The organism is Streptomyces sp. NRRL B-1347 (assembly GCF_000720325.1).
In the GTDB taxonomy this organism is placed as follows: Bacteria; Actinomycetota; Actinomycetes; order Streptomycetales; family Streptomycetaceae; genus Streptomyces.
In genome coordinates this window covers 23,173-45,355 of the sequence record NZ_JOJM01000012.1, presented here as the reverse complement: position 1 = coordinate 45,355, position 22,183 = coordinate 23,173, and the positions used below count along the sequence as shown (strand labels likewise).

Genomic DNA, 22,183 nt, shown 5'->3' with positions numbered 1-22,183 from the left:
AGCGTGCCCCGCGGTCGGTGGAGTCACGCCACCGCGGCTGGTTCGCCCGCTTGACGCCCTCTCGGCGTTCCATTCAAGTGCTTACCGTCAGACGGGCGCTTTTGGGGTGTTCTCCGTCGAACGCGACATCACGACGGCCCGCCCCACGGGATCCTCGCCCGTGGCTGGGTTTCGGACTTCTGGAGGTATTGGGGTGCAGAGGCGGAGCGTGCTGGCGGGTGCGGTCGGGTCCGCGGCGGTGGCGGCGTGGGGCGGCGGGATCGCCGCGGCGGTCGAGACCGCGGGGGCGGACACCCGGCGGCTGCTGGGTCCTGACGGGCGGCCGGACTGGGGGGCGGTACGGGCGCAGTTCCGACTCGATCCGGGCCTGGTCCATCTGGCGACGTTCTATCTGGCCTCCCAGCCGCGCGTGGTGCGGGCGGCGGTGGACCACCTGGCCCGGCAGCTCGACGCCGATCCGATGCTGGTGCCGACGCGGCTTTCGCTGCCCGACGGCCCGACGGGCTGGGACCGCGTACGGGAGTCCCTGGCCGCGTACCTGGGCGGCGAGGCCGACCACGTCGCGCTCACCGCGAGCACGACCATCGGCCTCGGCATCGTGTACAACGGCGTGCGCACCAGGCCCGGTCAGGAGTTCCTGCTCAGCGAGGACGACCATCCGGTGCACCAGGCCGCCGCGCGGCTGGCGGCGGACAAGCACGGGGCGCGGGTGCGGCTCGTCCACTCGTGGTTCGCCGACTCCGCCGAGGCCACCGCCGAGGAGGTGGTGAGCGCGGTGCGCAGTCGGCTCCGGCCGACGACGAGGGTGCTCGGCATCACCTGGGTGCAGTCGAGGACGGGCGTGCGGATGCCGGTGGAGGCCATCGCGGAGGTGGTCCGCGAGGCCAACCGGGGGCGCACGGAGGCCGATCGCTGTCTGCTGGTGGTCGACGGCGTGCACGGCCTGGCCGCGGTGGACGCGGACGGCGCGCGCCTGGGGGCCGACGTGCTGGTCGCGGGCACGCACAAGTGGCTGTTCGGGCCGCGCGGCACAGGCCTCCTCTGGGTGGCGCCGGGGGCGCTGGAGCAACTGCGTCCGACGTTCGCGAGCTTCATCGCGGGCGAGGGCGCCGCGCCGCTTTCACCGGGCGGGTTCCTGGCCTTCGAGCACGCCTTCGCGCTGCCGGTGTCCGTCGCGTTCCACCAGACCCTGGGCCGCTCCCGGGTCGCGGGCCGGATCGCGGAGCTCTCCACGCGGGCCAAGCAGGAGCTCGCCGACATCCCGGGCGTACGGGTGCACACGCCCGCGGCAGCCGGGATGTCCGCGGGCATCACCTGCTTCAGCGTGCGGGACCTGCCCGGCGCCGACGTGGTCACCCTGGCCGCCGAGCGCGAGGTCCGGCTGTCCTCCCTCTACCACGACAGCCTGGGGTACGCGCGGATCGGCACCGGCGTCATGAACTCCGCGCGGGACGTCGACGCCGCGCTGCGCGTGGTGCGCGACATCGCGGGCCGACCGGCGCGCTGACCGGTGGGGCCGGCCGGCCCGGATCGGCCGGCCGTCCCGCAGGGCGGCTGACACGTGGCTGCCGGGAGCCTGGGGCCCCGGCGTCACGTCAGGTCGAAGCGGCCCTCCCGGGCCCCGTGCACGAACGCCCCCCACTCCGCGGGCGTGAAGATCAGCGAAGGGCTCTCCGGGCGCCCGCTGTTGCGCATCGCGATGAAGCCCTCGACGAAGGCGATCTGCACGTCCCCGCGGCCTTCGCTGCTCGACCGCCAGTCGGCGGCGCTGAGGTCCAGGTCCGGCTTCTCCCAGCCCGCGAGCGGATGCTGCTGAGTGGTGGTGCTGTCGGCCACGTCCGTGCTCCTCCCAGTGCGTCGTCCGCCGCCAGCCTAGCTTTCCGCCCCGGCGCCGGACAGGCCGCGGCATCAGGACGGCGGCCGGGGCGGACGGGGCGCGTCAGGTCGTGGGAGGTTCGGCCCCGACGAGCCACATCGAGAAGAACTGCGAGCCGCCGCCGTAGGCGTGCCCAAGTGCCCTGCGTACGCCGTCGACTTGGTGCTCCCCGGCGAGGCCGCGCACCTGGAGCGCGGCCTCGGCGAAGCGGATCATGCCGGAGGCGCCGATGGGGTTGGTCGACAGGACACCGCCCGACATATTCACCGGAAGGTCACCGTCCAGTTCTGTCACTCCGGACTCGGTGAGCTTCCAGCCCTCGCCCTCGTCGGCGAAGCCGAGGTTCTCCAGCCACATCGGCTCGTACCAGGAGAACGGCACGTACATCTCGACGGCGTCGATCTGGCGGCGCGGGTCGCCGATGCCCGCCTGCCGGTAGACGTCGGCCGCGCAGTCCTTCCCGGCGCGCGGCGACACGAAGTCCTTGCCCGCGAACATCGTGGGCTCGCTGCGCATCGCGCCGCCGTGCACCCAGGCGGGCGGCCGCGGCGCGCGGGCGGCACCGGCGCGGTCGGTGAGCACCATGGCGCAGGCACCGTCGGACGACGGGCAGGTCTCGGAGTAGCGGACGGGGTCCCACAGCATGGGCGAGGACTGCACCTTCTCCAGGGTGATGTCGTGTTCGTGCAGGTGCGCGTAGGGGTTCTTGAGGGCGTTGCGGCGGTCCTTGTACGCGACCAGGGAGCCGACGGAGTCGGGGGCGCCACTGCGCCGCATGTACGCGCGTACGTGCGGGGCGAAGAACCCGCCCGCGCCCGCGAGCAGCGGCTGCTGGAAGGGGACGGGCAGGGAGAGCCCCCACATGGCGTTGGACTCGGACTGCTTCTCGAAGGCCAGGGTGAGCACGGTGCGCTGGACGCGGCTCGCGACGAGGTTGGCGGCGACGAGCGCGGTGGAGCCGCCGACGGAGCCCGCGGTGTGCACGCGCAGCAGCGGTTTGCCGACCGCGCCGAGCGCGTCGGCGAGGTACAGCTCGGGCATCATGACGCCCTCGAAGAAGTCGGGGGCCTTGCCGATGACGACGGCGTCGATGTCCGCCCAGGTCAGTTCGGCGTCGTCGAGGGCCCGCCGGGCGGCCTCGCGGACGAGCCCGGCGATGGACACGTCGCGGCGGGCGGCGACGTGCTTGGTCTGGCCGACCCCGACGACCGCGACGTGCTCCTTGGCCGTGGCGGTTTCAGGCACGGGACTCCCCTTCCAGGACGGCGACCAGGTTCTGCTGGAGACAGGGGCCGGAGGTGGCGTGGGCGAGCGCGCGGTCGGACGCGCCGCGGTGGATGCGGCCTGCGGCCTCGGCGACGCGGACGAGCCCGGCGGCCATGACAGGGTTGGCGGCGAGCGCGCCGCCCGAGGGGTTGACGAGGACGCCGTCGTCGAGCCTCAGCGCCCTGCGCAGCACGACTTCCTGGGAGGTGAAGGGCGCGTGCAGTTCGGCGGTGTCCACGGGCCGCGCGAAGGCTCCGGCGCGCTCGGCGGCCAGGCGTGTGGAGGGCGAGTCGGTGAGGTCCCGGACGCCGAGGGAGTGGGCCTCGACGCGGTGATCCATGCCGCGGATCCAGGCCGGTCGGGCGCACAGCGCGCGGGCCCGGTCCCCGGCCGCGAGGACCACGGCGACCGCGCCGTCGCCGATGGGCGGGCAGTCGCCGGTGCGCAGCGGCCGGACGACGTACTCCCCGTGCGGGCGGGCGCCCGGCAGTTGCGCGTGGACGTTGCCGGTGGCCGCGTCCCTGCTGCGGGCGGCGACGGCCGCGAGGGCCGGCTCGTCGGTGTGGCCCGCGTCGACGAGGGCCTGCGCCTGGAGGGCGGCGAGGGCGACGGAGTCGGGCCACAGCGGGGCCACGTAGTAGGGGTCGAGCTGGCGGGTGAGCACGTCCCGTACGGATCCGGGCGAGGACTTGCCGTAGGCGTAGACGAGCGCGGTGTCCGCGTCGCCGGTCAGGAGCTTCACCCAGGCCTCGTACAGCGCCCAGGCGCCGTCCATCTCGACGTGGGACTCGGAGATGGGGGGCCAGGCGCCGACGCCGTCGAGCGCCATGGTGAAGGAGAACGCCCGGCCCGCGAGGTAGTCGCTCGATCCGGAGCAGGTGAAGCCGATGTCGGCGGCGGTCAGACCGGTCCGCTCCAGGACCTCGTGCAGGACCGGCATGAGCATCTCCACCTCGGAGAGCTCGTCGGTGCGGCGCCGGTGGTCGCTCTGCGCACAGGCGACGACGGCGACGTCCCTGGGCCCGCCGGTGAACTCCCCTGTCACAGCAGCTCCTTGTACGTGTCGTAGTCGGCGTCGGGCTCGCCGGTCGGCCGGTAGTGGTCGGGGTGGCGCCCGCCCTCGGTCCACACCGGTTCGACGCGGAGGCCCATGCGGACCTGGTCGTACGGGATGCCGCCGATGCGCCCGTGCAGGGCGAGGTCGGCGCCGTCGAGGGCGATGTGCGCGTACACGTAGGGCACTTCGATGTCGAGGTTCTTCGCCTTGATGTTGACCACGCAGAAGGTGGTGACGGTGCCGCGCGGGCCGACCTCCACCTGCTCCGTGGTGGCGACTCCGCAGGTGGGGCAGACTCCGCGCGGCGGCACGTACACCTTGTGGCAGCGCGGGCAGCGCTCGCCGACGGCGCGGCGCTCGGCCAGGGCGGCCAGGTAGCCGGTCTGGGCCCGGCCGGGGGTGTAGGTGTAGTCGAGGCGGGCGGGGGCGACGATGCCGGTCACGGGCTCACCGGCGAACGCACCACTGTGTGCGGTTGCTTGACGAGCCGTCACCTCATCCGCACAGGGGTCGTCCGCGTCGCACGGCTCGAAACAGGCGATGTCCGTGATGGCGCCCGTGCGCTCGGCGGCCCAGCGGACGCGGACGCGCAGTCCGGTGCGGACGGCGTCGGGCCCCGGCGCGTCCAGGGCGTGCAGCAGCGCGGTGTCGGCTCCGTCAAGGCGGACGAGGACCCAGGCGAAGGGGGTGTCCAGGGGCTGGCCGCGCCGGGGCGCGGGGTTCCAGGCCCAGGTGGTGACCGTGCCGGTGGCCGCGACCTCGACCAGGTCCCGCAGCTCCGCCGCGGTTTCGGGGTCGTACTCGACGGGCGGGACGAGCACCGCGCCCGCGGTGGTGCGCACGCCGAGCACGGTGCGTTCGCGCAGTCCTGTCAGGAAGGCGGACTGGACGGGGCCGAGGGAGCGGGTGAAGGGGAACTCCACGACCAGGGGGGCGCTGAGCGCGTCGGGCATGTCGCTGGCTCCTCGGGGTCAGGCCCGCCGGTAGACGGGCGGGCGCTTCTCGGCGAAGGCGCGGGCGCCTTCCATGGCGTCGGCGGTGTCGAAGACGGGCCAGCCGCGCCCCAGTTCGGCGGCGAGCCCGTCGGCCTCGCTCAGGTCGGCGGTCTCGTACACGGAGGCCTTGACGGCCTCGACGGCGAGGGGCCCGCAGGCGTTGATCCGCTCGGCGATGGCGAGGGCCCGCTCCAGGGCGGTGCCGTCCGGCACGACGTGGCCGACGAGCCCCACGTCGGCGGCCTCCCGCGCGGTGTACGGACGGCCGGTGAGCAGCATCTCCAGGGCGTGGGTGCGCGGGATCTGCCGCTGCAGGCGCACCGTGGAGCCGCCGATGGGGAACAGGCCGCGCCTGACCTCGAAGAGCCCGAAGGTGGCGGACTCGCCCGCGACGCGGATGTCGGTGCCCTGGAGGATCTCGGTGCCGCCCGCCACACAGGGCCCTTCGACGGCGGCGACGACGGGTTTGCGCGGCCGGTGGTGGCGCAGCATCGCCTTCCAGTGCAGATCGGGGTCCGCCGCGAGGCGCTCGCGGCACGCCGCGTCCTCGGCGCCCGCCATCCCCTTGCCCGCGAGGGCCTTCAGGTCCATGCCCGCGCAGAACGCCCCGCCCGCCCCGGTGAGGACGATCGACCGCACGCCGTCCTCGGCGTCGGCGGCGAGCCAGCCGTCGTAGAGGCCCACGAGCATCGGCAGTGAGAGCGCGTTCCTGGCTTCGGGCCGGTTCAGTGTGAGCACCAGTGTGGCGCCTTCGCGCCGCACGGAGAGATGTTCCGTGCCACCCATGGCCGTTCTCCCGTCTTCAGACCTGGAACAGGTTGCAGGAGGCGAGGTGCCAGTTCAATAGCATTCTGACACTCAGTCAGATTTCTTCCGCACGGCCCCTTCCGCCTTCCGGGCGCCTCTGCTCTGATGACCGCCACACGGCACGTCACGGCGTCGGGGTCAGGAGGAGCGGTGGAGTACAACCTTGCCGACCTGTTCGAGTCAGTCGTCGACGCGGTGCCGGACCGCGAGGCGCTCGTGCATCTGGACCACCCCGGCACCGGGGCCGAGCGCCGGCTGACGTACGCGGAGCTCGACGCGGCCGCGAACCGCGTCGCCCACCATCTGATCGACAGCGGCCTCAAGCCCGGCGAGCACCTGGGCCTGCACCTGTACAACGGCGTCGAGTACCTCCAGACGGTCCTCGGCTGCCTCAAGGCCCGTCTGGTGCCGGTGAACGTCAACTACCGCTACGTCGAGCAGGAGTTGGCCTACCTCTACCGGGACGCGGACCTGGCGGCGCTCGTCTTCGACGCCGAGTTCGCCGAGCGGGTGGCGGCGGCTCTCCCCCGCGCGCCCAAGCTGCGGCACCTGATCCGGGTCGGCGAGGGCGCTGCGGAGCCGCGGGCCGTGCCCTTCGCCGAGGCGGAGGCGTCCGGCTCTGCCGCGCGCGGCTTCGCGCCGCGCTCGGCGGACGACCTCTTCATCATCTACACCGGCGGCACGACCGGCATGCCCAAGGGCGTGATGTGGCGCCAGGAGGACCTGTTCTTCTCCGGGCTCGGCGGCGGCGCGCCGACGGGCGAGCCGGTCACCCGGCCCGAGGAGGTCGCCGAGCGGGTGGCGGCCGGCGGCGACGGCCTCACGTTCTTCCCGACGCCGCCGCTGATGCACGGCACCTCGACGCTGACCGCCTTCATCTGCTTCCACTTCGGCCAGCGCCTGGTCATCCACCGCAGGTTCGCCCCCGAGGAGGTCCTGCGCACCATCCAGCGCGAGCGGGTGACCAGCGTCTCGCTGGCGGGCGACGCGATGCTGCGGCCCCTGATCGACGCGCTGAACGGCCCCTGCGCGGGCACGGACCTCTCGTCCCTCTTCAGTGTCTCCTCCTCCGGCGCGATCATGTCGGACACCGTCCGCGCCCAGTTCACCGCGCTCGCCCCGAACGTCATGCTCCTCAACAACTTCGGCTCGTCCGAGTCCGGCTTCAACGGCACCGCCACGGACGACTCGGGCCCGGAGCGCGGCTTCCGCATCCAGGTCAACTCCCGTACGCAGGTGGTGGACCCGGCCACGCACGAGCCGGTGGCCGTCGGCGAGCCGGGCCGCATCGCCCAGCGCGGCCACGTCCCGCTCGGCTACTACAACGACCCGAAGAAGACGGCGGAGACGTTCTTCCAGCGCGGCGACGAGCGCTGGGTCCTGCTCGGCGACATGGCCACGGTCGACGCCGAGGGCATCGTCACCGTCCTCGGCCGCGGCTCGCAGTGCATCAACACCGGCGGCGAGAAGGTCTACCCTGAAGAGGTCGAGCAGGCCCTCAAGTCCCATCCCGACGTCTACGACGCGCTGGTCGCCGGGGTGCCCGACGAGCGCTGGGGCAGCCGCGTCGCGGCCGTCGTCCAGCTCCGCCCCGACGCCCCGCCCCTGGATCTCGCGGCCCTCAAGGCCCACTGCCGCACCCGCCTCGCCGGCTACAAGATCCCCCGCTCCGCGGTGTTCACGGACCACATCCAGCGCTCCCCGAGCGGCAAGGCGGACTACCGGTGGGCCAGGAAGGTGGCGGCGGAGACCTGACGAGGAGTGTCACATCCGCGAGCCCGGCGGTGTCTTCATGTCGAACAGCCGATCAGGCACTCGTACAAGGAGAACACCCATGGCGCTACGCATTCCGAAGGCCCAGCTCCCCACCGAACTCGCGCAGAGCATGGTCGACCAGCTCGGCGCGGTGCCCGAGAACGTCGAGGTCATCTGGCACAGCCCCCAGGTCGCCCAGGACAACCTGGAGTTCGGCGACAAGGTCGGCGCGTGGGACGCGGCCGACGCGAGCCTCAAGTCGTTCGCGCACATGGCCGTCGCGGCGCAGGTCGGCTGCAGCTGGTGCCTGGACGTCGGCTACTTCCACGCGCGGAACGCCGACCTTGACCTGGTCAAGGCCAGCCAGGTGCCGCGCTGGCGGGAGTCCGACGTGTTCACACCTCTGGAACGGGACGTCATGGAGTACGCCGAAGCCATGACGAGCACGCCGCTGACCGTCACCGACGAGCTGTACGCGGGGCTGCTCGACCGTCTCGGCGCGGCGGCGATGGTCGAACTCACCGCGTTCATCGCCTTCATCAACCTGGCGACCCGGGCCAACGTGGCGAACGGCGTCGAGTCGCAGGGCTTCTCGTCCGCCTGCGAGATCCCGCTGGCGACGCGCCCGCACACCTCCGGCGCAGCGTCCGCGTCATGACGGATGACCCCTTCGTCGCCCACCGCGGCCTGCTCTTCACCGTCGTCTACGAGATGCTCGGCTCGGCCGCGGACGCCGAGGACGTGCTGCAGGAGTCCTGGCTGCGGTGGGCCGACGTCGACCGGGCACAGGTGCGTGACCCGCGCGCCTACCTCGTCCGGCTCGTCACGCGCCAGGCCCTCAACCGGCTGCGCACGCTGTCGCGCAGCCGCGAGGACTACGTGGGCGAGTGGCTGCCGGAGCCGCTCCTGACCAGCCCCGACGTCGCCGAGGACGTCGAACTCGCCGACAGCGTCTCGATCGCGATGCTGACCGTCCTGGAGACGCTCGCGCCCACGGAGCGGGCGGTGTTCGTGCTCCGCGAGGTCTTCGAGATGCCGTACGGCGAGATCGCCGGGGCGGTCGGCAAGTCCCCGGCCGCGGTACGCCAGATCGCCCGGCGGGCCCGCGACCACGTGGCGGCCCGGCGCCCCCGGGTCCAGGTGAGCCGCTCGGAGCAACAGGCCGTGGTGGACCGCTTCCTGGCCGCGCTGCGCACCGGCCACCTCCAGGAGCTGATGGAGGTCATGGCCCCCGACGTGGTCATGATCACCGACGGCGGCGGCCTCGTCACCGCCGCGCTGGCCCCGCTCCACGGGGCCGACACGGTGGCCCCCGTCCTGGCCCGCGCCCACCATGTGGCGACCACGCTCGACACCCGGCCGATACAGCTCAACGGCGCCCCCGCGGGCCGCATCACCTTCGACGGCGAACCGGCCGCGGTCAGCCTCACGATCGAGCACGGCCACGTCACCCGGATCTACGTGGTCCGCAACCCACGGAAACTGACCCACCTGGACGAGCTGGCCGAACTCACACGGTAGGCACGTGCCTTCCTCACGTAGCGGGGAACTTGCGCGGGCGACGCGCTACGCGTCCGTGGACGGGCGTTCGGCGCGCAGGCCGCGGAAGAACCTGCGGATGTCGTCGACCAGGAGTGTCGGCTGTTCCAGGGCCGGGAAGTGGCCGCCTCGGTCGTACTCCGTCCACTGCGCGATGTTGTTCGTGCGGTCGGCGATGTGCCGCAGGGGGATGAAGTTGTCGTGCGGGAAGACGGCCAGGGCGGTCGGGGTGGTCGACGGCTCGGGCGGGGTGCCCCAGTAGTCCGCGTGGGCGCGCTCGTAGTAGATGCGGGCGGACGAACCGGCCGTGCCGGTGAGCCAGTACAGCATCACGTTGGTGAGCAGCCGGTCGCGGTCGACCGCGTCCTCGGGGTGGTTCTCGGAGTCGGTCCACTCCTTGAACTTCTCCACGATCCAGGCCAGTTGCCCGACCGGGGAGTCGGTCAGGCCGTACGCCAGGGTCTGCGGGCGGGTGGCCTGGATGTCCGCGTACCCCTGGCGGTCGCGGCTCCACGCCTGGAAGCGCGCCCAGGAGGCCGAGGCCCGCTCCCGCTCCCGCGGGCCGAGCGCGGCCAGCTCCTCAGCGCTCGGCACTTCGGCCTGGAAGGAGTTCGGCAGGAGGTTCAGATGAACGCCGGTGACCCGCGAGGGCCAGGCGCGCCCGAGCTCCCGGGAGATGCCCGCGCCCCAGTCACCGCCCTGCACCCCGTAGCGGGCGTAGCCGAGGCGCTCCATCAGCACGGTGAACGCGGCGGCCACCCGCTTCAGCTCCCAGCCCGTCTGGACCGTGGGGCCGGAGAAGCCGAAGCCGGGGATGCTGGGGAGCACCAGGTGGAAGGCCTCCGCGTCGGCGGCGCCGTGCGCGCGGGGGTTGGTGAGCGGGCCGATGACGTCGGCGAACTCGACGATCGAGCCGGGCCAGCCGTGGGTCATGAGCAGCGGGGTCGCGTCCGGTTCGGGCGACCGGATGTGCGCGAAGTGCACGTGCGCGCCGTCGATGGTGGTGGTGAACTGCGGCCACTGGTTCAACTCGGCTTCGGCAGCCCGCCAGTCGTACGTGTGGCGCCAGTAGTGCGCGAGCTCCTGAAGATAGCCACGCGGCGTGCCGTAGGCCCACCCCACACCTGGCAGCTCGTCCGGCCACCGGGTGCGGTCGAGACGCCCGTGCAGATCGTCGAGTTCGCTCTGGGGTACGTCGATGCGGAACGGACGCAGGGCCTCATCGACCGAGGCCGAATCCGATGCCGGGTCCGAGTCCGAGCCGGAGGCAGAGGGGGAGATCGTCGTCATTCGGCGCATGCTACGTCCGCCCGCGCCGACCACGTCCACCCGACCGGGCCACATCCCCCGAGCCGCCCCACCTCCGGGCCCCACTACCCCCAGGACCGCAGCCACTCGTCGAGCGCCACGAAGTCCTCGTCGGTCAGGCCGACCCTGGGATCGACGCGATGGAGCAGGGCCCGCCCCGGGCAGCAGGCCGCCACCCAGGACCGGTCCAGGCCGGAGATCTCGTCGTCGACCCAGGCGAAGGGGCACCCGTCCGCCCAGTTCACGAGAGCGCGGGATCGACCCTGGTGATCAGCGGATTCTCCGTGGCTCCACGTGGCCCGCGCCCGGTCTCGCAGGTCGGGTATCCGTCCGGCAGCTGTGCGCGCGTCGCGCCGAAGGGGATGAGCGGACCATCGATGTCGAGGAAGAGCAGGGGCCGCGTGGAACCGTTCACGGAATCACGATAGGAGACGGGCTCGTCACGGGGCGACGGACGTGACCCACTCCTCCACGGTGAGTACGTCGAACCACTGCGGGAACAGCTTCTCGGTCAGGAACCGGTGCACCTCGGGGTCGAGGTCGAGGCAGGCGTCGCCCAGGACGGTGAGGTCCAGGTCCAGGTCGTTGCCCGCGCACACGGTGTGGAGCACGACGCCGCTGGTGGCGATGCCGGTGAGGACGAGGGTGTTGATGTCGCGGGCCCGGAGCACGAGGTCGAGGTCGCTGCCGGAGAAGGCGCTCCCCCGCCTCTTGGTGACCACGATGTCGCCCTCCTGGGGCGCGATGTCCGGGTGGATCTCGTTGCCGGGGTTGCCTTCGGCGAAGAGGCCGATCTGCACGACATTGGTGACGATCTTGTTGCGCGGGCTCACCTCCGTCTTGTCCGCGCGCAGGCCCATCACGACGTATATGACGGTGATGCCTGCCGCTCGGGCACCGTCGATCGCCTTGCCCAGGCGGGAGAGGTACTCCGAGCTGTCGGCGGCCGCCACGCCGGGCACGCCTCCGGCCAGCACACCTTTGCCGTGCGCTACGTCCACGACGTCCCGCTGAACGTCCATTACGAGAAGGGCACTGTTGGCCATGAGGGCTGTCCTTAAGTCATGAGGAGTCGTTGAGGAAGGCATTGAGGAGTCATCGAGGAAAGGGAAGGTGGCGCTCCGGACAGGTGTCACGTGCGCCGCATGTGTTACATGCCTCCCCGGCGCTCCATGCATACCTGCGATACGCGTGCCGCCTGCGTTACAGGGCTTCCGGTGCCGGTCAGCCCGTGCGGCACCGGTCACCCTCGTCGGCCTCCGGACCCGGTGCCCCGCCGGACGCCGCCCGGGCCCGGAAGGCCCGCGACGGGTGTGCGATGGCCTGGGTGGACGGCCCCTCCTCCGCGACGCCCGAGTCGCGGGGCAGCGCGCGGGCCTTGTCCAGGAGCTGTCGGGCCAGCGGGTGGTTCTGCCGCGCCCATTCGACCTTCGCGGCCAGGCGGTAGGCGTAGTTGAGGCCGGCGGGATCGCCGCCCGCCTCGAACAGCCTGAGCGCGCGGTAGGCGTGCTCGGCGGCCGCCGTGAGGTCGCCCGCCTTGCGCAGGGCCTCCGCCGCCGAGGCGTGCGCGTGGGCGGCGCCTTCCTTGTCGCTGTGGGCGGTGAGCAGCCCGGCGGCCTGGTCGGCCAGGGTCGCGGCGGCCAGGAAGCGTCCGGCGAAGGTGTGCAGCGCGGCCTGCCCGACGAGGCACTCGGCCAGGAGCTTCTCGTCGCCCGCGTCCTCGAAACAGGCGTGGGCCTCGGCCTGGAAGCGCATGGCGTCCTCGACGAGACCGGCGATCAGGGCCCGCTCAGCGAGGGTCATCAGCTGGTGGCCCAGGTCGACCGGGTCGGCCGGGTCCTGCGTGCCCTGCCGTGCCGTCCGGGCCGCGCGGCGGAGTTCGGCCGTCACCTCCTGCCGTACGGTGGCGACTTCGCGGGCGCGCTGCCGCTGGTCACCGGGGCCGAGTTCACCGCCCAGGAGGGCGAGGCAGCCGCGGGCCCTGGCGATGCCCCGGCCGTCGGCGCGGCCCGCCGCGTAGCGGTAGGCGGCTTCGGCCTCCTCCCTGGCCTCGTCGAGGCACCGCTCCTCGCGCAGGGCGTCGGCCACCTCGCAGCTCAGCTCGGTCGCCACGGTCCACCGGTCCCCGCGCGCCGCACGCGCGGCCGCGCGCAGCTCGGGCAGGGCCGCCACCCGCCAGGCCCGGTCGGCGCCGCCCTCGCGCGTGGCCTTGAGCCGTCGCCTCAGATGCAGGTACAGCCAGGTGCGGCACAGGGCCTGCTCCTGGGCGCTGGTGTGCGAGTAGCTGCGGTAGAGGTCGTGGAAGGCGTACCGGCCCTCGCTCCGCTGGAGCAGCCCCGCGTCGACGAGTTCCTCCAGCATCAGCCCGCAGATGCCGGGAGGCATGCGGCTCAGGGCCGCCGCCGAGTGCCGGTCGAAGTCCGGTCCCGGGTGGCTGACGCAGGCGTGCAGGACGTGCCGCTGCCGCTCGTCGAGCGCTTCGTACGACATGGTGTACGCGGCCCGCACGCGGTCGTCGTCCCAGCGCAGGTGCTGCAAGGGCCGGTCCGACTCGCGCATGGCGTCCAGCATGAGGTCGGGCGGCGTGCGGCGCAGCCGGGCGGCGACCGGGTACAGGGCGAGCGGGAAGCAGCTCAGCATCCGCGCCATCTCGGTGAGTTCGGCGTCGTGTCCGGTCAGGCCGCTCAGATACCGCATCATCTCCACCGCGTCCTCCAGGGCGAGGGGAGCGAGCGGATAGCGGCGGGCGTCGGGCCCCGCCTCGGTGAGCGAGGCGCGGCTGGTGACCACGACGAGCGCGTCGGGCGAGGCCTCGGTGGTCCGGGTCACCTCGGCGAGGTCCGTGACGCCGTCCAGGAGGACGACGGGGAACGCGGCCTCGGGGTGCTCCGGGCGGCGGCCGGTGAGCCGCTGGTGCAGCGCGGCGGCCAGGGCCGACTTGCCCACGCCCGGCGGGCCGTGGATGACGAGGAGCCCGGGCCCTCGGGCCGCGTCCTCGGCCAGCTCCCGCAGCTCGCGGTCGCGGCCGAACAGCCGCTCCGCGGGCGGCGGCTGCGGTGCCGCCGCGTTCCGGTGCTCCTCGGCCCGCGCGTGCTCGACGTAGGCACGATTGCGGAAGACGGCGATCCGCTCGCCGGAGTTGTGGGTGCCGAGCTGGGGGTGCTGGGGGTGCTGCCGGGCGCTCAGGCGTTGGTGCAGGCGGGCGTGGAGCGTGCCGAAGTCGAGCACCGGACCGGCCTCGGGCACTCCTGTCCGCACCAGGTCGACGAGCGCGCCGGTGAAGGCGGTCAGCTCCTCGCCGGGCGGCGCGTAGGCGAGTTCGGTGGCGGCGCTCGACGTGAGCACGCAGACGCCGTCGATGTCGGCGGCCTGCTTCAGGAGCGCTTCGGGGTGGCTCATGCCGCCCTCGACGGCCGCGCCGCTGAAGCAGCAGTCGAGCACCACGGCGCACTTCAGCTGCCGCTGCCGGTGTGCCGCGCGCACCTCGTCACGGATGTACGCGTACGGCAGGGCCCGCCACATCTGCTGCTCGTTGGAGTCGTGCAGGGCGAGGTGGAGTTCGGTGGGCCGGTCGGGGTGCAGCAGTCCGTGCCCGGCGTAGTAGACGAACAGGGTGTCGCTCGCCTCGCGCACCGCCTCGTCGATGGCCCGCATGACGTCGCCGCCGGTGGCCTCGGGTCCCATGACGCGGCAGCTGGCGGACGACAGGCCCCAGCCGACCTCGTCGCAGAGGACCTCCCGCAACGCGGTGATGTTCCGCCGCACCGCGGGTAACGGGGAGAGTCCGGCCTGCTCCGCGTAGGTGTGCACCCCGATCAGGACCGCTCGGGAGGACGTGCGGGCTGACAGGCGCACGGTCATGCTTCGGGCTGCTCGCGGCGCGCCCGCACGGTGTCGAGCACTTCCTTGGGAGTCCCCTCCACCACTGTCCCGTCGTCCTCGATCACCCGCACCAGGGGCGGTTTGGCGCCGTGCGGGCGCCGCCAGGCGGCGACGGCCACCAGCAGCGAGAGCACGGCGACCGTGCTGTTGACGACGGCGGTGACCGTCTCCACCGCGCCCATCGCGCCGCCCGCTCCGGACGGCCCCGCAGGGGTGGGACCCGCGGTCTCGATCTCGACGCCCGACCGTGCCATTCCGGGGTCGCGCCGCAGCCATCCGGCGAGCGCGCCAGCCCCTGCCGCATCTCCCGCGTCGATCCAGACTTCGCCCATGCACACACTCCCCCGTGCTCGCCTCACACCGGCCCGGCACCGGCTGGTACATCAGGGTCGCATCTTCCGTACGGGCTGGGGGAGGTGTATGCCGACGTGCATCCATTCAGGGGTGACTTCCCGCCACCGCTTGCTTATCCGCACACGGACGGCAAGGCTCTCCGCAACGCTGTCGCGTGCAACGCGTCGAGGCCGCGCTCATGCCGTACGTGCGCGGTGGCCGCTGTCAGCAGGCCGCCGCAGTACGGTGCGGTGCGCGCGGCCGTCGACGCGGCGAGGGCACGTACGAGCGCCCCGTTGACGCGGTTGATCTCCTCGCGGACCTTGCCGAGGTCGGGCCGCTCGGTGGGCGCGGACGACGGGTCGGCGTCCCACCGCCGGTGCAGGGCGCGCTGGACGAGCTTGTTCGCCTCGATCTGGTCGCGGAAGACGCGCACGGTCGACTCCGGGTGCCCGCCCGCCTCCACCGCCTGGCGTGCCACGGCGTCCAGCACCTGCTGCTCACGCGCCGGGTCGTCGATGGGGCTTCCCGTGCCGTACTTGGCTGCGGCGACGAGGTCGGCGGTGGCCAGGCGGTCGGCGGAGAGCGCGGCGACGGTGCGGAGTTGAGCGTACGGGCCGGACTGCGTGCCGAGGCTCGCGGCAGGTGTCGTCCGCGCCGCGGGTGCTGCGACGGCGGCGCTCCCACCGAGCACGAGCACGGCGGCCGTGCCGCCGACGGCGAGCAGACGTCCGAATCGAGAGACAGCGGGAGCGGTGGGAGTGCCAACAGTGGCGGGAGTGGCGAGATGCACGGGAGTCCCCCCGGGTCGTTTCTTGCGGGTCGTCGGATCTTCGCAGATCACGGGGCATCCGATCCTCGCAGATCAGATGTAGGGGGCCGCATGCGCTGGTTCACGCCATTCGCCGCGGAACCCTGTCCTCACTGTGTGAAGACGGTCACGATCTGAACGAATTCTCCGTTCGAATCGGACAGATGGAGCGCTCATGACACGATCCGCTTCCCATGCGCCCGTGCTCATCGAAAGACCGTCCGTCAAGTTCTCCAGTGCCCCACAGCGCCCGCCGCTGCGGCACCTGGGCGTCCCCTCCTCGCGCACGTCGCCGTCCGGCACCCGGCGGCGCGCCCGCGGGGAGTCGCCCCGCGTGCTGCTCCTCGTACCCTCGTACACCCGCGTCGTCGAATCCTCCCCGCAGCGGAGCAGCTTCCGGGCGCTCGGACTTGACACCTTCGAGGTCATGAAGCGGGCGGGCACCCCGATCGGCCTGCTGCGCATCGCGGCGAACGCGCGCCTCTCGGGCTTCGACGTCCGCATCGTCGACTCGCCCTTCGCCGGCTGGGAGCAGGAGCGCCGGCTCGTCGACCTCGGGAGCGGCAGCAGCCTGGTGCGCTACGGCCTCGACGACGCGCAACTGCGCGCGCTCATCGAGGAGTTCGACCCCGATGTCGTCGGCGTCCAGTGCATCTACACCGTCCAGTGGGGCAACGCGCGCGCCCTCGCCGATCTGGTCAAGGACATCGATCCCGGGATCGTGACGGTCACGGGCGGCGCCCACCCCAGCGGCGACTGGCAGTACGCCGTGCCGGACTCCCCCTTCGACTACGTGGTCATCAACGAGGCGGACCAGACCTTCACCGCTCTCCTCCAGGCGCTGACCGAGGAGGGCGGTGACGTCGACGCCGTGCCGGGCATCGCCTACCGGCGCGCCGACGGGGCCGTGGTCAAGACGACGGCGATGTCGCCGTACATGCGGATCCTGCCCAAGCGGCAGGGCCTCGACCAGCGGCTCGGCATGATGCCGCTGCCCGACTTCGGGATGCTGGACATGGCCCAGTACGAGCAGGGCTACCACTCCTCGGGCAAGCGGGTGCGCGACCACGGCTCCTGGGCGCAGATCTTCTCCACCATCGGCTGCAACGTCGGCTGCGACTTCTGCTACATCCCGATGGTCAACGGCCCGTGGCGGGCGCTCGGCACCGACTGGTTCGATCTGCACCTCGCCGAGATCCGCAAGCACGGCGTGACCGAAGTCCTCATCGAGGACGACCACTTGCTGCACGACCCGCTGTACGCGATGGAGACCTTCAAGCTCCTGCGCAAGCACGACCTGCCGTGGGTCGAGGAGGGCGGCCTGAGCCTGTTCAACCTCGTCCTGCTGCACCTGGGCACCGAGTTCGCGGACAGCATGGACGAGAGCGAGCGGCGCAACCCCAACTTCCGCAACGTGCTCGCGGCGATGCGGGCCGGGCTCACCTGCCGGGACCTGATCAAGGCCATGGCCGCGGGCGGCTGCTACAGCGTCTACCTCGCGGTGGAGAGCGCCAACGAGGACAGCCTGGTCGAATCGGGCAAGCCCCGGCTCAACGCCTTCCAGAAGGCGACCGGGGAGATCGTGGAGATGTTCACCGAGTACGGCATCCAGGTCACCGGCGGCTTCATGCTCGGCTTCGTCAACCCGCCCGAGCGGCCCGGTGACGAGCCGTACGTCGAGTCCCTGGAGCAGATCGAGAAGACCATCGACTACGCGGTCACGCTCATGGGCCACGGCATGGCGTACGCCAACCCGTTCATCGTCACGCCGCTGCCGGGCACGAAGATGTGGGACTTCCAGAAGGACTACGTCGTACGCCACTACGACAACGGCTGGTCGCACGAGAAGGGGACCATGGCCACCGACCAGTGGAGCGCGGAGGACATCGAACGCGCGCGTCTGGAGCTCCTCGTGCGGGCCAACGGCGCCGACAAGGTGGTGGAAATGGTCCGCCGGGGCACCTGGCCGGTGGACGCCTGATCCGGCCGGGCTCAGCCCCTTCGCGGGTGGCCGGGCCCGGCTCGGCCCCGCTGCCGTGCCGCGCGCAGGGCGTCCGCCGAGGCCAGCGTGGCACCACCGGCGATCAGCACGCTGGCGGCGGCGACGGGCCAGCTCGCGTCCGCTCGCCCGGTCGCGACGAGCAGCGCGGTGGAGAGCAGCGGGGCGAAGTACGAGAACGTGCCCAGGAGTTGGATGTCGCCGTGTTTGGTGCCGTGGTCCCAGACGTAGAAGGCCCCGCCGACCGGACCGAGGCCCAGGGCGAGCACGGCGAGCCACTGCCAGCCGTCGGGCCGGACGGTGGTCTCGAACAGCAGGTGGCAGACGACCGCGAGGGCCGCCGTGGCCAGGCAGAAGAAGGCGACCATGTCCGTGGGGACCTGCGGATACCGGCGGTTGGCCACCGAGTAGGCCGACCACACCACCGCGCAGACGGCGGCCGCGGTGTACCCGAGCAGGTGCTCGCCCTTCAGGTGCACCCCCTGACCGCCGGTGACCAGGAGGAAGGTGCCGCCGAGCCCGAGTACCGCGCCCGCCGTGTGCCACCAGCGCAGCCGCTCGCCGGGCAGGGCCGCGGAGAACACCACGATCAGCAGCGGCCACAGGTAGGCGATGAGCCCGGCGTCGACCGCCGGGGCGTTGCGCAGGGCCAGGAAGTAGAAGAAGTGATAGCCGAACAGGCCGCCGATGCCGAGCGCCCAGGCGCCGCCGGGCAGCCCGCGGGCGAGCGCCGCGCCGCCGCGGACGGCCCGGGGGAGGCCGATGACCCCGCCGACCGCGAACGCCATCGCGGTCAGCTGGAACGGCGGAATCCGCCCGGTCAGCGTGGTGACCAGGGCGAGCGACGCCCACAGCAGGACGGCCACCCCGCCGATTCCGGTGGCCCGCAGCCGGCGCGCCGAGTGTGCCGCTCCCCCGCGCTCGTCCCCCGACGCGATGACGTCGGCTTGTCTGTTCCGCGCGTCCACCAGTCCAGCCCCCCGTGCCCGGTAACGGTGCGTCCGCCAACGGCTACCGGAAAATGCTACTGAGGCGCGGAAAGGCACCCGCGCATTCCGGACAGCCGCGGGGACGCTCCGGCACCGGTCCGGCCGGGCCGTGGTCACCGGGCGGCACTCACGGCATCAGCCACCACATGTTACGGAAAGTGACGACCCGTCGGGGATAAGTTGGCCTTCCAGGGGGGAAGTTCGCCGGTTCGATCACCCTCGGTCGCGATGGGTCGTACGATCTTGGCCGTTGATCCCGCCGTCTGCCACCGGACCCGAAAGGCGCCATGTGAGCCAGTACTTCGAGATGGGCGACGAGACGCTGTGGAATCCCTCCGGCGGGGCGGCGCGGCTCTTCCTGCGCCAGGTGGAGGTCTTCGAGGCGGAGCTCGGTGTGCCCTCCGGCGTCGGCCCGATGGAGAACGACGAGTCCCACATCGACCCCGATGTGTTCGGCGCCTTCGTGAACGCCCTGGTGGCCCACCACCGCAGAACCCATCACGCCGTCGTCCTCGCCCTGACGGACGGGTTCCTCGCCACGGTGCTCGCCCTCGCCGAACGGGCCGGTGTCGCGGCGGAGTTCGACGACGAGGAGACGGCGTCCCGGCTCCGGGAGCGGGTCCGCGAACTCGACCGGTACATGGCGCGCTGAGCCGGCCCGCCCGTTCGGTCGGGGCCCGTGCCGCTCCTGCGCAGTACTCAGCGACAGCCCGGGTATCCATCCATGAACCCGCGCCCCCCCGAAGGGACCGTCATGCGCACACTGTCACGCCTGGGAGCGATCAGTGCGGTACTCGTCGCCCTCGTCCTCCCCGCCGACGCTGCCCACGCGACCCCGGGCGGCCCCGGCGTCGTCGGCAGGGTCATCGCCCGGACCACCATCGGCGACCGGGACTACGTCCTGCGGGAGGTCACCATCCCGCCCGGCCAGGGAACGGGCTGGCACTACCACGACGGCACGCTGTACGGCCGCATCGAGCGGGGAACCCTCAGCCACTTCGACGCCACCTGTGCGTCCAGCGGGGTCTACCCCGAGGGAAGCACCCTCCAGGAACCTCCTGGCGCCGACCACGTGCACATCGGCCTGAACCGCGGCACCACCGACCTCGTCATCCAGGTCCTCTACGTCCTGCCGCACGGTGCGCCCTTCTCCCAGGACGCCCCCAATCCGGGCTGCCCCTTCGAGTGAGGGCGTACGGCTCGACGCGGGCGGCTAACGGCCGTGCGGTGGCAGGGCCGTCGTCTCGCGCAGCGCCTCGCGCGCGATCGCCACGAAGGCGAGGACCGCTTCCCAGAACGGCGCGTAGCAGGCGTTGAAGCGCTCCGCCGCGCCCTCCTCTCCCCCGATCATCGCCGCCAGGGCGCGGTAGTTGTCGGAGGTGGACCGGCGCAGCCGGTTCGCCGCCTCCGCCACCTCGGCGGGGCCCTCCAGGTCCACCACCCACACCCGGTGGCGCAGTACGGCGTACTCGTCGCGCAGGCGCAGCCGCAGGTCCGTGAGCGCGCCGCGCCGCTCGGCCCCGTCGGGTTCGCTCGCCGCGTCGGTGACCTTCCAGTACAAGTCCCCCATGCGCTGGGCCTGTTCGATGACGTCGACGTACGCGCTGCGCCGGGCCGCGCGCAACCGGTCCAGGTGCTGGCTCTCCGCCGCGGCCTCCGCCTGGATGCGCGCGGCCCTGGCCGTGCCGCGGCTGGTCACCCAGCTCGCAACCACGGCGGTTCCGGCGGTCAGGACACCGACCCAGAGCGTGTTGTCAGCCATGGGGGCATTGTGGCGGGAGCGTCGCGCGGCGGGGCACGGGCCTGCGGCGCGTTACAGGGAGGCGCCCACGAGCAGCGCCAGGTCGATGAGCCGGTTCGAGTACCCCCACTCGTTGTCGTACCAGCCGACGACCTTCACCTGCGGGCCGACGACGCGGGTGAGTTCGGCGTCGAAGACGCACGAGGCGGGGTCGGTGACGATGTCGGTGCTGACGAGCGGGGCCTCGGTGTAGGTCAGCAGCCCCTTGTACGCGCCCGCCGCGGCCTCCGCGTACGCCGCCTTGACCTCCTCCACCGTGGTGCGGCGGGTGGTGGTGACCGTCAGGTCGGTGACCGAGCCGTTGGGCACGGGCACGCGCAGCGCGAACGCGTCGAGGCGGCCGCGGAGTTCGGGCAGGACGAGGCCGATGGCCTTGGCGGCGCCGCTGGAGGTCGGCACGACGTTGAGGGCGGCGGCGCGGGCGCGGCGCAGGTCCTTGTGCGGGGCGTCCTGGAGGTTCTGGTCCTGGGTGTAGGCGTGGACGGTGGTCATCATGCCGGACTCGATGCCGACGGCGTCGTGCAGCACCTTGGCGAGGACGCCCAGGCAGTTGGTGGTGCACGAGGCGTTGGAGATGATCGTGTGGCGCTGCGGGTCGTACGCGTCGTCGTTCACGCCGAGCACGATCGTGACGTCCTCGCCGCTGGCCGGGGCCGCGATGATGACCTTCTTGGCGCCGCCGTCGACGTGCGCGCGGGCCGCGGCCGCGTCCGTGAAGACGCCGGTGGACTCGATGACGACGTCCACGCCCAGGTCGCCCCAGGGCAGCGCGGCCGGATCGTGTTCGGCGAGCACCCGGAGGGTGGTCTCCCCTGCGCGGATCACGCCGGGCTCCGCGGTGACCTCACCGGGGAAGCGGCCGAGTATCGAGTCGTGGGCGAGCAGATGGGCCATGGTGGCCACGTCGCCGAGGTCGTTGACGGCGACGATCTCCAGGTCCTCGCCGCGGGCCGCCGCCGCGCGGAAGACGTTGCGGCCGATCCGCCCGAAGCCGTTGATGCCGATGCGCACAGTCATGGTCTCTCCCCTGAGGCGTCCTTGCGCGGGTGTTCTCGTGCGACGGCGCTCCTGCCCGCCGGAGGTCCCGCGCGGTACGGCGAGCACAGCGCACGCCGCAGCGGCGGGCACGCCCCGGTACGCGTGCACCGGGGGTACCCACGCGCAACAGCATAAGTAGCTTATATAAGCAGCGCGATATATTTCGGCCGTGGACGACATCTCGCACGCCGACACCCCGCGCACCCCGCAGAGCCCTCCCCCGACCGGCCGCCCGGCCGACGGCTCGCCCCCGCACTCCCCCGACCTGGACGTGGACGCCTTCACCGCCGCCCTGGAGAACTTCAACCGCTTCTACATCCGGCTGCCGACGCTGGAGAAGCACCCCTTCACGACTCTGTCGGTGCTCGACACCCTGGCCTTCGGCGGCAGTCCCAAGCGCCTCACCGAGCTGACGAGGACCGAGCAGATCACCCAGCCCGCCATCACCCAGCTGGTCACCCGGCTCGAACGCGACGGCCTGGTCGAGCGCAGGCCCGACCCGAGCGACGGGCGCGCCGTCCTCGTCCACATCACCGAGGCGGGACGGCGCGTCGGCCGGTCCCGCCACGACGACCGCACCCGCCACCTGGCCCCGCTCCTCGCGCGGCTCGCCCCGGAGGACCGCCAGGCGCTGGCCGCCGCGCTGCCCGCGCTGACCCGCCTGGCGGAACTCGGGAAGGCCGAAGGGCACCGGCCTCAGTAGCCGCGCAGGCCCGCGCCCCTCATA

The 22,183-nt window shown here is 72.5% G+C and carries 21 protein-coding genes and 1 pseudogene; 8 read left to right on the top strand and 14 right to left on the bottom strand.

The features are described 5' to 3' along the window. The first annotated feature begins 193 nt into the window (after nucleotides 1-193). Nucleotides 194-1,507 (top strand): aminotransferase class V-fold PLP-dependent enzyme, encoded by a 1,314-nt coding sequence (locus IG74_RS0113535; RefSeq protein WP_051854854.1) that lies wholly within the window; start codon nucleotides 194-196, stop codon nucleotides 1,505-1,507. An 83-nt stretch (nucleotides 1,508-1,590) separates the two neighbouring features. On the opposite strand, the gene IG74_RS0113530 is transcribed toward IG74_RS0113535, so the two are convergent. The 5 genes from IG74_RS0113530 to IG74_RS0113510 form a co-directional block, all read right to left on the bottom strand. After that, nucleotides 1,591-1,836, bottom strand: coding sequence for a DUF397 domain-containing protein (locus IG74_RS0113530; protein ID WP_030675038.1), 246 nt, complete (start codon nucleotides 1,834-1,836; stop codon nucleotides 1,591-1,593). A 103-nt stretch (nucleotides 1,837-1,939) separates the two neighbouring features. Next, a complete protein-coding gene (locus IG74_RS0113525) occupies nucleotides 1,940-3,121 on the bottom strand; it encodes a thiolase domain-containing protein (protein ID WP_030675034.1) in 1,182 nt (393 codons plus the stop codon). Beyond that, nucleotides 3,114-4,187 (bottom strand): thiolase domain-containing protein, encoded by a 1,074-nt coding sequence (locus IG74_RS0113520; RefSeq protein WP_030675032.1) that lies wholly within the window; start codon nucleotides 4,185-4,187, stop codon nucleotides 3,114-3,116. The genes IG74_RS0113525 and IG74_RS0113520 overlap by 8 nt, the downstream gene beginning before the upstream one ends. Next, the gene (locus IG74_RS0113515) at nucleotides 4,184-5,152 is read right to left on the bottom strand and encodes a Zn-ribbon domain-containing OB-fold protein (protein WP_030675030.1); all 969 of its coding nucleotides are present in this window, start codon (nucleotides 5,150-5,152) and stop codon (nucleotides 4,184-4,186) included. The genes IG74_RS0113520 and IG74_RS0113515 overlap by 4 nt, the downstream gene beginning before the upstream one ends. Before the next feature lie 18 nt (nucleotides 5,153-5,170). Continuing rightward, nucleotides 5,171-5,980, bottom strand: a complete 810-nt coding sequence (locus IG74_RS0113510) for a crotonase/enoyl-CoA hydratase family protein (RefSeq protein ID WP_030675029.1) — start codon at nucleotides 5,978-5,980, stop codon at nucleotides 5,171-5,173. Between the two features lie 171 nt (nucleotides 5,981-6,151). Between IG74_RS0113510 and IG74_RS0113505 the strand changes: the two genes are divergently transcribed. The 3 genes from IG74_RS0113505 (at nucleotide 6,152) to IG74_RS0113495 (ending at nucleotide 9,277) form a co-directional block, all read left to right on the top strand. Next, entirely contained in the window at nucleotides 6,152-7,756 is a 1,605-nt protein-coding gene (locus IG74_RS0113505; RefSeq protein WP_030675026.1) for an acyl-CoA synthetase, read from the top strand. 79 nt (nucleotides 7,757-7,835) lie between these two features. Then, a complete protein-coding gene (locus tag IG74_RS0113500) occupies nucleotides 7,836-8,414 on the top strand; it encodes a carboxymuconolactone decarboxylase family protein (RefSeq protein ID WP_030675023.1) in 579 nt (192 codons plus the stop codon). Then, a complete protein-coding gene (locus IG74_RS0113495) occupies nucleotides 8,411-9,277 on the top strand; it encodes an RNA polymerase sigma-70 factor (RefSeq protein WP_030675020.1) in 867 nt (288 codons plus the stop codon). Before IG74_RS0113500 ends, IG74_RS0113495 begins: the two co-directional genes overlap by 4 nt. Before the next feature lie 45 nt (nucleotides 9,278-9,322). Here the strand turns inward: IG74_RS0113495 and IG74_RS0113490 are convergent, their stop codons facing one another. The 6 genes and pseudogenes from IG74_RS0113490 to IG74_RS0113465 all read right to left on the bottom strand — a co-directional run bounded on the left by IG74_RS0113490 (nucleotide 9,323) and on the right by IG74_RS0113465 (nucleotide 15,545). After that, the gene (locus IG74_RS0113490) at nucleotides 9,323-10,585 is read right to left on the bottom strand and encodes an epoxide hydrolase family protein (protein ID WP_051854853.1); all 1,263 of its coding nucleotides are present in this window, start codon (nucleotides 10,583-10,585) and stop codon (nucleotides 9,323-9,325) included. 83 nt (nucleotides 10,586-10,668) lie between these two features. Then, nucleotides 10,669-11,018, bottom strand: a pseudogene (locus IG74_RS48710) (hypothetical protein). Nucleotides 11,019-11,043: 25 nt separating this feature from the next. Continuing rightward, nucleotides 11,044-11,649, bottom strand: a complete 606-nt coding sequence (locus IG74_RS0113480) for a cysteine hydrolase family protein (RefSeq protein ID WP_030675014.1) — start codon at nucleotides 11,647-11,649, stop codon at nucleotides 11,044-11,046. Nucleotides 11,650-11,827: 178 nt separating this feature from the next. Beyond that, nucleotides 11,828-14,464 carry a caspase, EACC1-associated type gene (locus tag IG74_RS47905; protein ID WP_051854851.1) on the bottom strand — a complete coding sequence of 879 codons (2,637 nt, stop codon included), beginning with the start codon at nucleotides 14,462-14,464 and terminating at the stop codon, nucleotides 11,828-11,830. Then, nucleotides 14,461-14,817, bottom strand: a complete 357-nt coding sequence (locus IG74_RS52070) for an effector-associated constant component EACC1 (protein WP_158857607.1) — start codon at nucleotides 14,815-14,817, stop codon at nucleotides 14,461-14,463. The genes IG74_RS47905 and IG74_RS52070 overlap by 4 nt, the downstream gene beginning before the upstream one ends. Nucleotides 14,818-14,951: 134 nt before the next feature. Further along, nucleotides 14,952-15,545 carry a chorismate mutase gene (locus IG74_RS0113465; RefSeq protein ID WP_030674991.1) on the bottom strand — a complete coding sequence of 198 codons (594 nt, stop codon included), beginning with the start codon at nucleotides 15,543-15,545 and terminating at the stop codon, nucleotides 14,952-14,954. A 286-nt stretch (nucleotides 15,546-15,831) separates the two neighbouring features. Between IG74_RS0113465 and IG74_RS0113460 the strand changes: the two genes are divergently transcribed. Next, nucleotides 15,832-17,610, top strand: a complete 1,779-nt coding sequence (locus tag IG74_RS0113460; RefSeq protein ID WP_199818827.1) for a B12-binding domain-containing radical SAM protein — start codon at nucleotides 15,832-15,834, stop codon at nucleotides 17,608-17,610. An 11-nt stretch (nucleotides 17,611-17,621) separates the two neighbouring features. Here the strand turns inward: IG74_RS0113460 and IG74_RS0113455 are convergent, their stop codons facing one another. Further along, entirely contained in the window at nucleotides 17,622-18,596 is a 975-nt protein-coding gene (locus tag IG74_RS0113455; protein WP_234334327.1) for a DMT family transporter, read from the bottom strand. 310 nt (nucleotides 18,597-18,906) lie between these two features. Between IG74_RS0113455 and IG74_RS0113450 the strand changes: the two genes are divergently transcribed. Beyond that, entirely contained in the window at nucleotides 18,907-19,269 is a 363-nt protein-coding gene (locus IG74_RS0113450) for a DUF6086 family protein (RefSeq protein ID WP_030674983.1), read from the top strand. Nucleotides 19,270-19,371: 102 nt separating this feature from the next. Further along, complete coding sequence (locus IG74_RS0113445) at nucleotides 19,372-19,806, top strand: cupin (protein WP_030674981.1); 435 nt, start codon at nucleotides 19,372-19,374, stop codon at nucleotides 19,804-19,806. A gap of 24 nt (nucleotides 19,807-19,830) precedes the next feature. On the opposite strand, the gene IG74_RS0113440 is transcribed toward IG74_RS0113445, so the two are convergent. Both IG74_RS0113440 and gap read right to left on the bottom strand, forming a co-directional pair. Next, nucleotides 19,831-20,379 (bottom strand): hypothetical protein, encoded by a 549-nt coding sequence (locus tag IG74_RS0113440; RefSeq protein ID WP_030674978.1) that lies wholly within the window; start codon nucleotides 20,377-20,379, stop codon nucleotides 19,831-19,833. A 51-nt stretch (nucleotides 20,380-20,430) separates the two neighbouring features. Then, nucleotides 20,431-21,435 carry a type I glyceraldehyde-3-phosphate dehydrogenase gene (gene gap, locus IG74_RS0113435; protein WP_030674974.1) on the bottom strand — a complete coding sequence of 335 codons (1,005 nt, stop codon included), beginning with the start codon at nucleotides 21,433-21,435 and terminating at the stop codon, nucleotides 20,431-20,433. A 190-nt stretch (nucleotides 21,436-21,625) separates the two neighbouring features. Between gap and IG74_RS0113430 the strand changes: the two genes are divergently transcribed. Beyond that, nucleotides 21,626-22,159 carry a MarR family winged helix-turn-helix transcriptional regulator gene (locus IG74_RS0113430; RefSeq protein WP_234334326.1) on the top strand — a complete coding sequence of 178 codons (534 nt, stop codon included), beginning with the start codon at nucleotides 21,626-21,628 and terminating at the stop codon, nucleotides 22,157-22,159. Nucleotides 22,160-22,183: the final 24 nt, after the last annotated feature.